This is a genomic window from Gloeomargarita sp. (genome assembly GCF_053491055.1).
Map to the genome: position 1 here is coordinate 25,888 of NZ_JBRCEP010000068.1, position 15,377 is coordinate 41,264.

At 58.0% G+C, this 15,377-nt stretch carries 15 protein-coding genes; 6 read left to right on the forward strand and 9 right to left on the reverse strand.

Annotated features, from left to right (window positions below; all coding sequences use genetic code 11):
- Positions 1-186 precede the first annotated feature (186 nt).
- On the reverse strand, positions 187-1,167 hold the full coding sequence (locus ACWISF_RS07545; RefSeq protein WP_448380967.1) for a CsgG/HfaB family protein: 981 nt from the start codon (positions 1,165-1,167) through the stop codon (positions 187-189).
- 143 nt (positions 1,168-1,310) lie between these two features.
- Here ACWISF_RS07545 and ACWISF_RS07550 point away from each other — a divergent pair, with 143 nt between their 5' ends.
- The gene (locus ACWISF_RS07550) at positions 1,311-1,784 is read left to right on the forward strand and encodes a pentapeptide repeat-containing protein (protein ID WP_448380968.1); all 474 of its coding nucleotides are present in this window, start codon (positions 1,311-1,313) and stop codon (positions 1,782-1,784) included.
- Here ACWISF_RS07550 and ACWISF_RS07555 read toward each other — a convergent pair.
- Both ACWISF_RS07555 and ACWISF_RS07560 read right to left on the reverse strand, forming a co-directional pair.
- Positions 1,755-2,654 carry a TIGR04168 family protein gene (locus tag ACWISF_RS07555; RefSeq protein WP_448380969.1) on the reverse strand — a complete coding sequence of 300 codons (900 nt, stop codon included), beginning with the start codon at positions 2,652-2,654 and terminating at the stop codon, positions 1,755-1,757. The genes ACWISF_RS07550 and ACWISF_RS07555 overlap by 30 nt on opposite strands.
- 2 nt (positions 2,655-2,656) lie before the next feature.
- Positions 2,657-3,688 (reverse strand): FHA domain-containing protein, encoded by a 1,032-nt coding sequence (locus ACWISF_RS07560; RefSeq protein ID WP_448380970.1) that lies wholly within the window; start codon positions 3,686-3,688, stop codon positions 2,657-2,659.
- Between the two features lie 190 nt (positions 3,689-3,878).
- Here ACWISF_RS07560 and ACWISF_RS07565 point away from each other — a divergent pair, with 190 nt between their 5' ends.
- Positions 3,879-4,751 (forward strand): undecaprenyl-diphosphate phosphatase, encoded by an 873-nt coding sequence (locus ACWISF_RS07565; protein WP_448380971.1) that lies wholly within the window; start codon positions 3,879-3,881, stop codon positions 4,749-4,751.
- Here the strand turns inward: ACWISF_RS07565 and ACWISF_RS07570 are convergent.
- The gene (locus ACWISF_RS07570) at positions 4,720-5,442 is read right to left on the reverse strand and encodes an HAD family hydrolase (RefSeq protein WP_448380972.1); all 723 of its coding nucleotides are present in this window, start codon (positions 5,440-5,442) and stop codon (positions 4,720-4,722) included. The two genes, ACWISF_RS07565 and ACWISF_RS07570, sit on opposite strands and share 32 nt — an antisense overlap.
- A gap of 93 nt (positions 5,443-5,535) precedes the next feature.
- Here ACWISF_RS07570 and ACWISF_RS07575 point away from each other — a divergent pair, with 93 nt between their 5' ends.
- Complete coding sequence (locus ACWISF_RS07575) at positions 5,536-6,387, forward strand: 3'(2'),5'-bisphosphate nucleotidase CysQ family protein (RefSeq protein ID WP_448380973.1); 852 nt, start codon at positions 5,536-5,538, stop codon at positions 6,385-6,387.
- Here the strand turns inward: ACWISF_RS07575 and ACWISF_RS07580 are convergent.
- The 4 genes from ACWISF_RS07580 to ACWISF_RS07595 all read right to left on the reverse strand — a co-directional run bounded on the left by ACWISF_RS07580 (position 6,384) and on the right by ACWISF_RS07595 (position 10,888).
- A complete protein-coding gene (locus ACWISF_RS07580) occupies positions 6,384-6,839 on the reverse strand; it encodes a hypothetical protein (RefSeq protein ID WP_448380974.1) in 456 nt (151 codons plus the stop codon). The two genes, ACWISF_RS07575 and ACWISF_RS07580, sit on opposite strands and share 4 nt — an antisense overlap.
- A 62-nt stretch (positions 6,840-6,901) precedes the next feature.
- On the reverse strand, positions 6,902-8,677 hold the full coding sequence (locus ACWISF_RS07585; RefSeq protein WP_448380975.1) for an ABC transporter substrate-binding protein: 1,776 nt from the start codon (positions 8,675-8,677) through the stop codon (positions 6,902-6,904).
- A 236-nt stretch (positions 8,678-8,913) separates the two neighbouring features.
- A complete protein-coding gene (gene purD / locus ACWISF_RS07590) occupies positions 8,914-10,191 on the reverse strand; it encodes a phosphoribosylamine--glycine ligase (RefSeq protein WP_448380976.1) in 1,278 nt (425 codons plus the stop codon).
- A gap of 31 nt (positions 10,192-10,222) precedes the next feature.
- Complete coding sequence (locus ACWISF_RS07595; RefSeq protein WP_448380977.1) at positions 10,223-10,888, reverse strand: class I SAM-dependent methyltransferase; 666 nt, start codon at positions 10,886-10,888, stop codon at positions 10,223-10,225.
- A gap of 101 nt (positions 10,889-10,989) precedes the next feature.
- Between ACWISF_RS07595 and ACWISF_RS07600 the strand changes: the two genes are divergently transcribed.
- Positions 10,990-11,976, forward strand: a complete 987-nt coding sequence (locus ACWISF_RS07600) for a glycosyltransferase (protein ID WP_448380978.1) — start codon at positions 10,990-10,992, stop codon at positions 11,974-11,976.
- A 70-nt stretch (positions 11,977-12,046) separates the two neighbouring features.
- Complete coding sequence (locus tag ACWISF_RS07605) at positions 12,047-12,178, forward strand: hypothetical protein (RefSeq protein WP_448380979.1); 132 nt, start codon at positions 12,047-12,049, stop codon at positions 12,176-12,178.
- Between the two features lie 15 nt (positions 12,179-12,193).
- On the opposite strand, the gene cax is transcribed toward ACWISF_RS07605, so the two are convergent.
- Complete coding sequence (cax, locus tag ACWISF_RS07610; protein WP_448380980.1) at positions 12,194-13,267, reverse strand: calcium/proton exchanger; 1,074 nt, start codon at positions 13,265-13,267, stop codon at positions 12,194-12,196.
- A gap of 87 nt (positions 13,268-13,354) precedes the next feature.
- Here cax and ACWISF_RS07615 point away from each other — a divergent pair, with 87 nt between their 5' ends.
- Positions 13,355-15,004, forward strand: a complete 1,650-nt coding sequence (locus ACWISF_RS07615; RefSeq protein WP_448380981.1) for a GspE/PulE family protein — start codon at positions 13,355-13,357, stop codon at positions 15,002-15,004.
- Positions 15,005-15,377: the final 373 nt, after the last annotated feature.

Here is a 15,377-nt window from a genome sequence, read left to right on the forward strand (position 1 = left end):
GGAAAAAAGAGGGTGCTCAATGCAGCAGCCTACTGTAAATTGGGGGAGATAAAAGACCTTTTTGCCTCGATAAACCAAGACAGAAAAGAAAGGGAGTGGGAGTTCAGTTGTTTTGCCCAATTGTCCCGCACCAAACTCCGTTGAAACCGTGTGGCTGCAGGCCAAGGACAGCGCCCCGTCGTCTGCCTACTCCACGGGTTTGGCCGCATCCCCCACCTTCAGGCCTTGACCGCTGAGAATCCGCCCCACCGCCGATACCGCATCCACTTCCGTCAACTGCACCCGTCCCACCGGCTGGGTCTCTTTACGCAACACCTTACCGGTTTGGGGGTCCTTGATTTCCCGCACGACCCGCTCGACCGACAGCACCATCCCCGGTTTGAGGCCATCTTTCGCCCCTTTGTTCAAAACCACACGCCCTGCCGATACATCCGCCACAATCGCCACCACATCCGGGAGCAAAGGCGGTAAGGCGGCAATGACGGCAGCCTGTTGCACCAGGCCATTGACCAGTTGGTCCACCGCCTGCTCCGTGGCAGCGCTCAAAATTCGGTCCCGCGCATCGGTCATACTCCCGCCGCCGATGCCATACACCGTCGCCCCGCCCGTCTCTTTGTCCGCCGTGCCTGCTCCTTCCGCTACGGCCAAAATTTCCCCGGTGCTGGTGTTGACAATCCGCGCTGTCAGTTTGACCTCGGCTTTTTGTCTTTGGCTGCTGGTGGAAATGCCAAAAAAACCAATGTTGACCCCGGAGTGGGATTCCTCCACGTTGAATTGGGTAATCGTGCCAATAATCACCGCATCGGCCCCCAACAAACGCCCAATTTGGGCTGCCGTGGCCGGTTCAATCCGCCCGCTAGCACCCAGGTTCTGCTCGGCCAAAATTTGGTCGATCCGGCTGCGCTCCACCATGATAAAGGTGCCGTTTTGCACCAACCGATTGGTTAAAAGGTCGCTGACCCCCTTGGCCGGCCCTACTGTGCCGGTCAGTCCCAAACCTGTTAACCCGGTGCTGCCAAACTCAAAATCCAAAACCGCCAGTCGCTTTTTGGTCTGTACCTGGATTTGTTCCAAACCCACGCCCTGCGCCACCACCACCGCCGGTAACGCCAGCGCAGAAACAATGACCACTAGGCTCACTGCCAACCATTGGCTTCCCCTGTTCATGACATGCGACTCCTCTCCCCTCTGGTGGTTGCGGTGGCTGTTGCCAGGCTTTTGGGGTAATATACCACGTGCAGGGGGCTCCTAGATTGTTGGGTTTGGGTTCGCCGCCCGGAGACGTCATCGTGGCTGGGCTGAGGAAGGTTATGGCTTGGTGGCAACGGTGTCTGCTGATTGGGTTGGCCATCTGGTGGTGCTGGCTGAGTCCGGCAGGGGCAGAAGATTACAACAAACGGGCGTTGATTGGAGCCAATTTTGCCGGGCAGGATTTAACCGATAGCAGTTTTGTCAAGGCGGTGTTGCGCCAGGCAAACTTCCAGGGGGCCGATTTGCGGGGGGTGAGCTTTTTTGGTGCGAATTTGGACCAGGCGGATTTCGAGGGAGCCAACCTGGCCGGAGCCACCCTGGATATGGCCCTAATGACGCGCACCAATTTGAAAAACGCAATTTTGCGGGGAGCCTACGCCTACCTGACCAATTTCAAGGGGGCCGATGTCACGGGCGCCGATTTTACGGATGTGGTGCTGCGACGGGACGCGCAAATGCTCTTGTGTGCGCACGCCCAAGGCGTAAATCCGGTCACCGGGGTCTCAACACGGGAGAGTTTGGGGTGTCCCTAGCGTGGCCAGCCATTGGGTGACCACCTGCCCCTGTAGGGGTTGCACCCAGACATAGCCGATCCGGGTGACATGGGTGGCAGCCAGTTCCACCAGCCCAAAGTGGTGCCAGGTCTCGGTGCCGACTCTGCGAATCCGGGGGACGACCGCCGCATTGAAATAAACCGTACCCTGGGCGTCCTGGTGCCACATACGCCGGTAACCCAAATTCCCCCGCAGCTTGTGGTGCATATGCCCAAACACCACCAGGGGAATCGCATACCCCTCCTGGCGGGCCGTTTGCAGCGCCGCTGCCAAATCCGGGTCCCCGTAATCCCCCCCCACCGGCGGCCAATCCCGGCCACAGGGTGCATCGGGAGTTGTGCCCAAGCCGGTCGGGCCGTTGTGGTTGAGCAGAATCACCCGCGGGACGCCCGTCTGCCGGATCGCAGCCATAATGCGGGTGTAGGAATCAGCCCAGCCCCCAACCCCAAAATAGTGCTGGTAAAAGTCCCCCTGCTGCCACGTACCGCCGCCCCAACTACAGGGTCGCCCACCCACCACCGCCAGTTGCCACTCGGGAAAGACCCGGTGCCCATAGCCCACGTGCGCCTCCGCCAACACCGCCAACTGAGCCGCAAACCGGTCTTCCTGACTGCGGTCATAGGGGCATTGCCGCCGTCCCCAATCCGTGGCCGTGTACCAGGCGTCGTGATTCCCCAACACCACCGCCTTCGGCCAAGGCAACGCCGCCACCTGACGCACCACTTCTAGGGATTCGTTGCCAAAATCCCCCACAAACAGCACCCCATCCACCCCCAGATGGCCTAGGGCAAGGGCATCCTCTGGCTGCCACTGCTCATGCACATCCCCCACCACCGCCAACCGCACCACCGTCAGTCCCCAGTCCCCGCCGGAAAACGAAACGTGCCACTGTGGGTGCCCCCCTCCGGATTGTGCAACTGCAAAAACAGCCGCAGATGGTTAAACGACGTCCCCCACAGGGTCACCGGCTCGTCGTAGCCCTTGAGCGTCGTGGTGTACGGGCGAAAAAATTCCTGCGCCTGGTCCATCTTTTGGATGTAACTGAACGTGCTTTGCCCCAGCGCCACATCCAACCCCAAGGAACGGGTAGCCGACTCCAGACGAAATGCCGCATTCACCGTATCCCCCAAAGCCGTATATTCGGGACGTTCGCCACTCCCTGTATTCCCCACAATCGCATAGCCCGTATTCAACCCCACCCCCACTCGCAACGGCCCCGGCAACGGATGCTGGTAATGCAAATTGGCCGTCGTTTTGTCAATCGCCCAGACCGTGCGTAACAGGCGCAACATATCGTTCTGGGAGGGGCCTTGGGTGTTGTGAATCCAGACCGCCATCACCGCATCCCCAATGTACTTGTCCACCCGCGAGCCAAACCGCTGAATGATTTCCCCCACCTGCCGAAACCAAGAACCAATCGCCTGGGACAACAGCGCTTCTTCCAGTTGGCGCGCCAAAAGACTAAATTCGCGGATGTCCACCACCAGCACCGAAATCAAACAGCGCACCTGCAGCACATCCGTAGCGTTCTCGTTTACCTTCGGCGGCACAGGCGGCACCGTCTGCGGCTCTAGGGACGGACGCAGGTGGAACACCATCTTGGTTTCCCCCATGACCAATTGATCCCCATCCCGCAACGGCACCGGAATACTCACCCGCCGCCCCTGCAAAAACGAACCATTGCGGCTGCCGAAATCAATAAAGTAATACTCCCCTGTATCCAAACGCTGAATCATGGCATGGTTGCGGGAAACCCAGCGATCCGCCAGGACAATGCCATTGCGATCCGAACGCCCGATACTCCAGCTACTCCCGCCCACCAGGGGAATGTATTGCTCGCCTGTCGGTGTAGTGATCAACAGATAGGCTGCGGCAGAAGTCACACGGTATCAGGAATGAATTCAGAAAACTCAGCATCAAACCCATGATAAACCACGCCTGACTTTTGTGAAGCAATTTCGGCCTGGGAGACGAAAACATTCTTGGCAGGGCCAACTGCGGGCGGTTCTGGTAAGGATTGCGCTGGTGGGCTTTTCCGGGTATGGTACAAAATTGCAACTTTGGGAGCACCTCGTGCCGGAACAGTTCCTCCTTGCCGGGAGTTATGGTTGGGGGTTGGCGGCGGTGGCGATCCCTTCTTGGTGGCAGGCGATTCTTCTGGGGTTGATCCAGGGGGCCACCGAATTTTTACCCATCAGCAGCATTGCCCACCTGCGGCTTATTCCGGCGTTTTTGGGGTGGCCGGACTTTGGGGTGTCCTTTAGTGCGGTGATCCAACTGGGTAGTTTGGCGGCGCTGCTGTGGTATTTCCGCCAGGATATGCGCCAGGTGGGGCAGGGGTTTGTCCAGGCGGTCCGCAAACGCCAGTGGCAGTCGCCCGCAGCCCGGTTGCTCATGGGTATTCTGGTTGGCACGCTGCCTTTGGTCCTGGCGGGGTGGTTGGTCAAGGCGACGGTGGGGTCGCCACCGCGGGGTCTGCCGGTCATCGCAGCGGCGTTGATTGGCTTGGGGCTGCTGCTGGCGTGGGCCGAACGGGTAGGCAGTCGGCGCCGGGGCATGGCCGACATCCGCATTTGGGATGGCTTTTGGGTGGGGTGCGCCCAGGCACTGGCTTTGATTCCGGGGGTATCCCGCTCCGGGGCAACCTTAACCGGTGGCCTGTTGTTGGGCTTGGAACGACCGGCGGCGGCGCGGTTCTCTTTTTTGCTGGGCATTCCCGCTTTATTTTTGGCCGGGATTGTGGAATTGATCACGGAAATTCAACTGACCCCAGATAGCCTGGTCAGTGTGTTTTGGGGTACCCTGTCGGCCTTGGTGTTTTCCTACTTGGCCATTGATTTTTTACTTAAATATCTCCAGGGCCACAGTACCCGCATTTTTATCATCTACCGGATTGTTTTGGGCATCCTCATCCTCATCGGCTGGGGGTTGGGCTACTGGCATTAGTCTGCTGGCGAATCAGGTCCACCGCCGCGGCCAAATCCGGTGCGATGAAATCCGGCTGGTACCTTGCCAGGGTCTCCCGGTCGCGAATGCCGCTCAGGACCGCCACCACCGGTATCCCATGGGTTTGGGCGGCAATGATGTCGGCTTCCGTATCCCCCACCATCCACACCGGCTGCGTCGGAGCCATCTGCGCCAACGCCCGCGCCAACACCAGCGGTTTGTCCAGGTGGTCCTGGGTCTTGACAAAATCATCGCTAATGCAATAGCAGTGGGTCGGCGGCAACAGGGATTCCAGGCCAAATTGCGCCAGGGCAAAGGTGAGTTCCCGCCGGCGACGCATGGTAATCACGTACACGGGTATCCCCTGGCGCTGGAGTTCGGCCAGCACCGCCCGCGCGCCCGGCCATAAGGCATCCCACTGGAAATAGGGAAACGTGTGTACGGTTTCGTGGCGGTACTGGGAAAATACCTGGGCCTGGGCCGGGTCTAACCCGGAACGACGGCCAATTTCCGTTTCCGACACCTTGGCCCGCTTCAGTGCCCAAAATTCGCTTTTACTAAGCACCGTTGGGGTAAGGCCGGGATATTCCTGCTGCACTTTTTCCAGACAAACGCGGTACACCCGGTAATACCGTTCCGAGACATCCACCACCGGGCCATCAAAATCGGTGCATAAGATGAACTCACCCATCCGGCACAGCTCCCTGATTTTGCTTCCAGCTTAGCCCATGCCACCGGCAAAATGTAACAGAGGCGTTACAATGGGCGCAGGTGAGGTGGGGCTATGGACTGGCAGTGGGACCAAGCCATTCGCGATTTACTCCGGCGCTGTGGAGCCAAGGCGCGACAGATGGGCGCCAGTGGGTTTGAGGTGATGGAAAAAGGCCCAGCCGACTACGTGACCACGGTGGACCGGCTGTTGGATCAGGAATTGAGCCAGCAGTTTCGCCAGTGGTTCCCCCAAGACGGGCTGATTACCGAAGAAAACCCGGATTCCCGCCGCGCCTATACCCGCTTTCCCCAACGGCTGTGGTGCATTGACCCGATTGACGGCACCGATGATTTTGTCCATCAGCGCCCCTACTACGCCCTCATGGTCGGTTGCCTGGAAGACTACCAACCCCAGGCGGGCTGGGTGTATGCCCCGGTTTTGGAACGGATGTACTGGGGGGGAATTGGGCATGGCTTGTACCAACAATTACCTGATGATTCCATTACGCCGCTCCCCTGTAAGGTTCCGGAACCGCCTTCCCCTTGGTATTGTCCGCTGGTGATTGGGGACAAGGACCGCCGTCGCTATGGTGCGGCTTTGGCGCAGTTGATTCCGGGGGTGGATTTCCAAAGTCTGGGAAGTTTTGGCCTCAAGGTGGTCGAGGTGATCCGCGGGCGGGCGCTGGTGTATGTGTATTTCAATCAGCGGGTGAAGATTTGGGACACGGTAGGGCCAATTGCCCTGGCGCGGGCGGCGGGTTTGACCTGTTGCGACCTCGACGGCCAGCCCATTCGGTTTGACCCCGATGCGGTGGACAACACCACCCTCTGCCACCAACAGCGGATTTTGGTGGGTTGGCCCGAAGCCCTGACCCAACTCCTACCGGTTATTCGCGAGGCCGTAGCCCGCACCGAAGCCGCCTAGGCCAAATCCGCCGGTGGCCCTGCCAGCTGCAACAGGTGGTTTTGCACCAATCGCTGTAGGTCCTGACGCTCCAGGGCCGCCCCCGCTTTCAGCCCCGGCTCCTCCCAAAACACCACCCCCTCTACCGGCTCCATCGCCAACAGTTGAAAAATAATCTGCACCACCGGCACCGGCAAGGCCATCAACCAGGGGTCCTTGGGCAAAGGAATGCTGGCCGTTGCGTCTTGCAAAGTGCAGTACGCATACAGCAACGTCCGTTCTGAACCGTCCGGGTTGGTCCAAATGCTCGTCTGCCAACGTTTGTCCAACGTCTGGACAATGTAGTACTGCTTGTGGCGGAAATTGCGGGCCAGGTCAATAAGCAGCGGCCCAATCACCTGCACCAACTGCGCCGTGTTGTCCCCTGGGGGCGCTTCGTCAATCAATTTCTGCACTTGTTGTTCCAGTTCCATGGGGGCAGGGGGGCTGATGGGGCATTCTTTCTCTACTGTAAACCAGCAGGGGGCAGGTTGGCCTAGTCCACCAGTTCCAACTGTGGCAAATTCCAAAAGGGGCCACTCAATGCCGAAAAAGCAATCCCCTTGACCCGATTGCGTACCGCCTCCAACGCCAAATTATTCACCAAATAAATAAACGGCAATTCTTCCTGGGTCAACGCCTGAAATTGCCAGTAAATTTGTTTGCGTTTGGCCTCATCCATCTCTTGGGAACCTCGGATCAACAGGTCATCAATTTGCAATTCCCAAGGCTGTACCGACCAATTTTTCAACGGGGGTTGTCCCGGCTGCGGGCCTTGATTAAACGTGTGTAAATTACCCCGACTGTACCAGATATTAAAGCCACTGTGCGGGTCGATACCACCGCCGCCAAAGCCCCCCAAATAACATTCCCAATCCCGCGTGCGATTGAGGCGTTCGACGTAGGGATTAAAACTCATGGTTTGTACATCCACCTGCATCCCCAACTGCGCCAAATCCTGTTTAATTTGGGCGGCCATTGCCGGGCGAATCCGCCGTTCGATGTTGGTAAGCAACGTAAATCTCACCGGATGGCCCTGGTCATCTACCAATTGCCCTTGGGTATTCCAGGTAAAACCTGCTTGTCGCAATAATTCTTTGGCCCGTTCCGGGTTATATTCATACACTTTTACCCGGGGATTGTAGTAGGGACTATTCGGGTGGATGGGAGAATTTTGCAACACCCCCAAGCCCCGGAAAATCGTATCCCGCATCCGCTCCCGGTTAATGCCATAGGCCACCGCTTGGCGAAAGAGCCGGTTGTGAAACCAACGGGATTTGATGGGGTCCACCAGGGGAACGCCTTGCTGATTTTGGGCACGGTTGAGATTAAACGCAATAAACGTACTCAGGGTCTCCGGCCCGGCATTATAGACAGTGAAATTGCGTTTTTTGGATTCTTTTTTCAACAGTTGAAATGCCTCTGGGGGCACCGAAATAGCATCCAATTCCTGGGAGAGAAACCGCAAAAGTTGGGTGTCGGTTGATTCAATAATTTGCCAGATAATCCGTTCGATCCGGGGCAAGGGATTCCCCTGCTTATCCTTTTGCCAGTAGTAGGGATTGCGCCGGAAAACGACCCTTTGGCTGGGGGTATAACGTTCCATCACGTAGGGGCCGTTGCCGACAATTTGCTGCACAGGCGTATCCGTTCCCCACATGGATAAAAACCGGGGATTACCCTGGGCATCGAGCGTGTGAATGCTGGGGCGCAAAACATGGGCCGGGAGAATGGGAATCCCGCCGACAAACCGCAAAAACGGGGCAAAGGGTTCGGGAATCCGAAAGACCACCCGTCGGGCATCCAGCGCTTGGACGGTGGGAAACTGACGCTTTTGCCCTATCCGCAAAATGTCTTGAATTCCCGAAGGAATTTTGGGATTGAGATAAACCTCCTGGTAAGAAAAAACCACATCTTCACTGGTGAGGGGTTGGCCGTCTGACCAGCGCAAGTTCTCCCGCAAGGTGAAAATAATTTCTTTTTGATCGGGACTGACCTGCCAGGATTCAGCTAGGGCGGGTTCTAACGCTAAAGTGACTCCATTGGTTTGTAAAAGCCCTTCATAAATAAAACCAAAAACACTGTAAAAGGAGGTGTTGAGGGGGTAGTTAAACGTTGCCGGGCCAGAGGGAGTCGCCAAGATCAATTGGGGGACTTGCGCGGTGGCATTTTTGAGCGTACAACCCGTCAGATGGACACTCACAAAACCCAGGCACAACAGCCACCCCAACCACCTGAACCATTGCCTTTTGCCACCGGGGATCACGGTCATAAACAAATCAAGGTTAAGGCTGCCACTCAGTATCGTCATTTCCAATAAGTTTGCGACCTTCGGCTTTACCCTCAAACCCTGTCCGAGAGGGGGATACAGTGATGACCGGTGCCTCAACGTGTGGCATTTTCTTGTGAAGCGACGATAAATGACTAACGAGATGACATCATTTAATTCTTAAATTACCCCATTCTTAAAGAGTTCAGTTCGCGCATTCTTGAACCAGACCCAAGCACCTAACGTCCCCGCAGCCGCCAGCCAATGTCCTCCCGGTAGTAGCAATCGGTAAAACTGATTTGTTTTACCCCGGCATAGCTGCGTTCCAGGGCCTCTTCCAGGGTGTCCCCGCAACCGGTGACGTTCAACACCCGTCCCCCGTCGGTAAAGGTCTGGTTGCGCTCCCGGCGGGTTCCCGCATGAAACACCAAAGCGCCCGTGGCCTCGGCCAAATCCAGCCCCCGCACGGGATACCCCTTGGCCCATTCCTGGGGATACCCGCCAGCAGCTATGACCACCGTGGCTGCCCATCCCGGTTTCCACACTGGCGGCGGCACCTCCCGCAACCGCCCCTCGGCGCAAGCCAAACTCAACTCCAGCAGGCAGGACTCCAACAGGGGCAAAATGACCTGGGTTTCCGGGTCCCCAAAGCGACAGTTGAATTCCACCACAAAGGGGTCCCCAGCCGGGGTGACCATCAAGCCCGCGTAAATCACACCCCGATAATCAATCCCGCGCCGCTTCAACCCCGCCAGCAAGGGGGTGAAAATTTCCCGCTCCACCCGCGCCACCAACTCCTTGGTCATCCAGGGCACCGGCGCACAGGCCCCCATGCCGCCCGTATTCACCCCCGTATCGCCCACCCCGAGCCGTTTGTAATCCTGGGCAGGCAACAGCGGATACAGGGTTTCGCCATCGGTGAGCGCCAGCAGCGACACCTCCTCGCCGGGCAAAAACTCCTCCACCAGTACCTGCTGCCCCGCCTGGCCAAACTTCCCGGCCAAAGCCGCCTGCACCGCCTGAATCGCTTCTGCGTGGGTTTGCGCCACGGTGACCCCCTTGCCACCGGCCAACCCGTCCACCTTCACCACCACCGGCAGGGGATGCTGTTCGATGTAGGCCCGCGCCGCCTCTAACTCCTGAAAGACCTGGGCATGGGCGGTGGGAATCCCCTCCGCCTGCATGAATTCCTTGGCCCACACCTTACTCGCTTCCAACTGGGCACCCGCCTGCCCTGGCCCCAGTACCCGCAAGCCCTGCGCCCGCATTTCATCGGCCATCCCCAGCGCCAGAGGGGTTTCTGGGCCAATCACCACCAACCCCACGCCCTGCACCAGGGCAAACCGGATAATGCCGCTCGTATCCACCGGCAACATGGGCATATTGACCGCCTTATCCAGGGTTGCCGTGCCCCCATTCCCCGGCACACAAAAGATTTTCGTCACCCGCGGTGACTGCGCCAATTTCCACGCCAGGGCATGTTCCCGACCGCCCCCCCCCACCACCATCACTTTCACGGGCGGTACTCCCTACAATCCGCAGCCACTGTCAAGAACGTTTCCACGCCAAGGTTACCCCATCTCCCAGGGGCAGCATCGTTAAGGCAATACGTTCATCCTGATGCAGCTTGTGATTCAACTGCCGGATGGCCTGGGTCGCCGCATCTTGAACAGATGGGTCCGCCACGGCGCCGCCCCATAACACGTTATCGATCATTATTAAACCACCGGGGCGCACCAACTGCAGACACTGCTCGTAGTAGGTGAGATAGTGTTCCTTGTCGGCGTCAATAAACGCGAAGTCATAGGTATTCGCTTCGCCTTGGGCCAGCAGCGTTGCCAAAGTCGTTTGCGCCGGGGCCAAACGCAGGTCAATTTTGGACGCTACCCCCGCCTGTTCCCAATAACGACGGGCAATTTGGGTGGTCTCCGGGTCAATATCGCAAGCGACCAACCGGCCATCGGGGGGCAACGCCAGCGCCACCGCCAAACTGCTGTAGCCGGTAAACACCCCCAGTTCCAACGCCCGCCGCACCCCCATCGCCTGCACCAACCAGGCCATGAATTGGCCCTGTTCCGGGGCAATCTGCATCTGGGCGCCGGGGAGGGCCTGGGTTTCCTGCCGCAATGCCTGCAAAATTGGCGGTTCCCGTAGGGAGTGGTCAAGCAGATAGGTGTACAATGCGGGCGTCAGGTTCAGGGTGCGGGGAGACATGGGCAAGATGCAGCCAACGCGTTCTTTTTCTATGATGCGCGATAGGCGGCGCCATGGGGAAAACCTGGCCTGTCTTTAGCCGAACCGAGGGCACAACACCAATGCGACCCTTGTATTTTCTCCTGCCGGGTACGACCCAACGCTACCACTGCGGCGGTCTGTGGGCAGAATTGAAACTCCTGCAATTGGCACAGACCTTGGGCACGGCGACCCTGGTGACCTATCAGCAGCGGGAACCCGACCATTTATTCCTCGCCGATGTGTTGGCGCAACCGGCATTTAGCGGGATTTTTGTGGTAAGTTGGGGGTTTCATGTGCCGCAGTTGCTGGCCCGACTGCGCCATTACCCGGTGGTCTATCACGCCCACAGTACGGGGTATCGGTTCCGGCTGCCGGTGGGGGTGCCCGTGGTCACGGTGAGTCGCCAGAGTTTGGGCTACTGGGGCCAACAGGCGCCCTATGCCCCCTTGCATTACCTGCCCAACGTATTGAGCGACGAATTCTATGACCAGGGCAAAACCCGCGATATTGACGTGCTCATCATAGCGCGCAAATCTTCGAGCTATTTGCTCGAACGTCTGGCCCCCCAATTACGCCGACACTGCCGGGTGGAAGTGGTGGATTCTTTTGTTCCCAGCCTGGCGGATTTGTTTAACCGCGCCCGCATTTATCTCTACGATTCCGCCGAGTATTGGGCGGTGCAGGGGGTGAGCGAAGGGTTTGGGCTGCAACCTTTGGAGGCCCTCGCCTGCGGGTGTCGGGTTTTCTCCAGTGTCAATGGGGGCTTGGCCGACTATCTGGACCCAGGGTTTAATTGCGAACAAATTGGCTGTTATCACTCGGGCTATGACATCGCCAAAATTCTCCGGGCCTTGGCGACCCCCAACCCGCCCGTGGCCCAGGAATTGCTCTGGGAATATCGCGCGCCCCAGGTGCAAAAAAAATTGCTGACTATTTGGCAGGCTTGGGATGAATTTTTCGATTACCGCGCCCAACACCCAGCAGATATCCCGCCGTTGACCGGGTGGCGTCTGGGGGTCAGGCGGGTTCGCCAACGCCTCCGCCGATTCTTAAAAAAATTCCTTTAAGGCCCCAGACGCGGCAGGTTTTTCGATAGGTTAGAACTTAGGGGGCAAAAAGGTTGCCAGCGAGGTGCGTATGAACGACATGAACCGGGGTGCGATGCGCTTTGATGAAGCCGACCATCCCTTAGTGGTCGTCACGGGGGCGGCCCTGATCCTGGGGGCAGTTGCGGCGTTGGTGCTGTTGGCCCTGAAGTACGCCTATTGACGGCAGGGCAAGTCCTCAGGCCGGATGGTAGTAAAACGCCGCCGCAATCACAACATAAGCAGAAAGCAGCAAACTGCCTTCTAACCAATTGGAACGTCCGTCCAAACTGATCAGGTTGGCAACGGTGACGGCGAGGGCCACGGCCACGACCTCAAAGAGATTGAAATTCAAGTCCATCGGTTGTCCCAACCAGGCCCCGACCAGCACCAGGACGGGCGCCACAAATAAGGCCACCAAAGCACTCGAACCCATCGCCACCGAGACGGACAAATCCATATTGTTTTTGAGGGCCACATTCACCGCCGTTACATATTCTGCGGCACCGCCTAACAAGGGCAACACAATCACCCCCGTAAACAGTGGCGTCAAGCCAATTTTACGGGTCGCCGCTTCGATCACCCCCACAAAAATTTCTGATTCCACCGCCACGCCCACGGTTGCCAGGGCCAAAATCAACACCCACAGCCAAAGATTAGGTCGGCCATGGGTTTCCCCCAATTCCACCACCCCCACCTCGTAGAGATAACTGTGGGTCTTCAAGGAAAAAACCAAGGTTAACCCATAGACCAGCATCAACACCACCGCCACCATTGCCGATAGGTTTTGGATGGCATGGGGGGCCATGCCCGCCCCTTCGGTGGTGTGGGCCAGCAGGGTGGGTAGAAAAATGGCGGTAACGGCCAAGGTCATCGCCGGCGCATTCACCTGGGGAAAAATCGCCGGAAACTTTTGTTCCTTGTGTTTGAGCCCCCCCAAGAGCATCGCCAGCCCCAACACCAGCAACAAATTGGCCACCACCGTTCCGGTGATGCTGGCTTTGACCACCTCGACCAACCCCGCCCGCAGCGCCACGATGGCAATAATTAACTCGGTGGCATTGCCAAAGACCGCATTCAGCAACCCGCCGACGCCCGGCCCGCTCACCAGGGCGATTTCTTCCGTCGCCGTACTCAGCCAAATGGCCAAGGGCACAATCGCCAAACCTGCTGTAATACCAATGACCAATTCATCCCAGTGCCACCACGCCGCCGCCCAAGAGATGGGGAGAAATACCAGCAGGCCGAAGGCAAGCGTGGGTTTCCAAGTCATGGGCAAAAGGGTTTGGTCCTCATGGCATCATCATAGCAGGTGGGATGCCGGGGCACTACACTGAAGGTAGCGTCACCCACCTTGGGTATGGCAGCGGCGGCAGACTCTCTCAGTGGCGCTACCTTGATTTGGCAACGTCTCAAAAGCGGTGATTTGACGCCCACTGCCGCCTTGGAATTGTTGGTGCAGCCGGATGGGACGGTGAATTTGTCCCTGCTCAACCCGGAGGTGAGCCGCCAGTTTTTCCGCAAAGTCACCCCCAGCCCCCACCTGCCCCAGGTATTGCCCCTGTTGTTGTGGCGCAATTGTTATTACCTGGGAGTCTGCCAACCGCTCACCCCAGAGCAGCGGGAATTTATCAGCAATCGCACCCGCACCGCCATCGAAACCGTGCCCATTCGCCCGGAGAGCTACCGGCAATGGTACCGCCAGCGCCATGCTGCGCCCCCTGACCAAATCCGTCTGGCGCCCCTGCTCAACCCTTTGACCGGCGAACCCGACCGTGCCGATGTCAGCGAGGATGCGGCCCTGTACTTGGGCAAGGCCGATACGTCCATCCAGCGCATCAATGCCCTGCTGGCCGTGGCCCTCAAACACCGCGCCAGCGACATTCACCTGGAACCGAGCAGCGATGGCCTGCGGGTGCGGTTTCGCATTGATGGCATTATGCGGCCCATTACCACCCTGCCCCCGGCCTTGAGCCGTCCTACGGTCATTGCCACCAAGGTCATGGCCGAGATGGACATTGCCGACAGTCGCCGTCCCCACGATGGCCGGATTAGCCGGAAATACCTCAACGACGTCGGCGGCACACAACATTTGGATTTGCGGGTGAGTACCCTGCCTTGTGTCGGCGGGGAAAAGGTGGTGATTCGGCTTTTGCCCCAGGAAAACCCCTTTACGTGTTTGGAGGATTTGGGCTTTAGCGGCACCACCCTTGCCACCTACACCCGCTGGCTCCGGCAACCCCAGGGATTAATCATTCTCACCGGCCCAACCGGCTCTGGCAAAACCAGTACGTTGTACACCAGTTTGCAACTCATTGCCACCCCCGAAGTGAATGTGACCACGGTAGAAGACCCGGTGGAGTATGTTTTGCCCCATATCACCCAAACCCAGGTGAACGTGCGGGCGGGCATGACCTTTGCTGCCGGTCTGCGCTCGATTTTACGCCAGGACCCGGACATCATCATGGTAGGGGAAATCCGGGATGGGGAAACGGCGGAAACCGTCGTGCGCGCGGCCCTGACCGGGCATTTGGTGCTGACGACCATGCACACCATTGATGCGGCGACGGCGATTCCCCGCTTGCGGGATTTGGGGCCTGACCCCGGTTTAATCAGCGATGCGTTGCTGGGGGTGGTCGGGCAACGGTTGGTACGGCGCGTTTGCCCCCACTGTGCGGTTCCCTACACCCCGACTGTGCAGGAGTTGGCCTGGCTGGGACTCACCCCAGACCATCCCTGGGCGCAGCATTGGCGGATCGGCAAAGGCTGTGACCAATGTTTGGGAACCGGGTATTTGGGGCGGGTGGCGGTGGTGGAACTGCTCGATGCCGATGACCAGGTGCGCCAGTTGGTCTATCGGGGAACGGTTGGCGAATTGCGGCGGTATCTTGCGGAAATTGACTTCGATTCCTTTCGCAAAGATGGCATTCGGAAAATTAGCCAAGGCCTGACGACGCTGCCGGAAATTCGCCGGGTTCTGCCCTATAGCATTCACCAGTGCGGCGATTAGGATGGGCATGGCTTTGCGCTTTTGTTGCTCAGAAAGTTACAGCTAGGTAGGTTAAGATTGTCGCCTTAAGATTCACGGCTACGCCATTGTGGGGTTACGCCCAGCGACCCATAGCATGTCAACCTTTGTATGCTTAGCTATAACTGTGCCGAGTTTCTTTCGCCCCTGCTTGGCGGATTTTTTTCTAGCTCTTTGTTCGCCAAAACACTTTATGATGGATAAATTCCTAGCGTCCCAGTCCGTCTGAAAGCCAGATATAGTCGTTTCACAAGAAAATGCAACACTTTGAGGCACTGGTCATGGCTGTATCCCCTTCCAGGACAGGGTTTGCAGGTAAAGGCGAATGTTGCAAACTTGTTTGAAATGACTATAT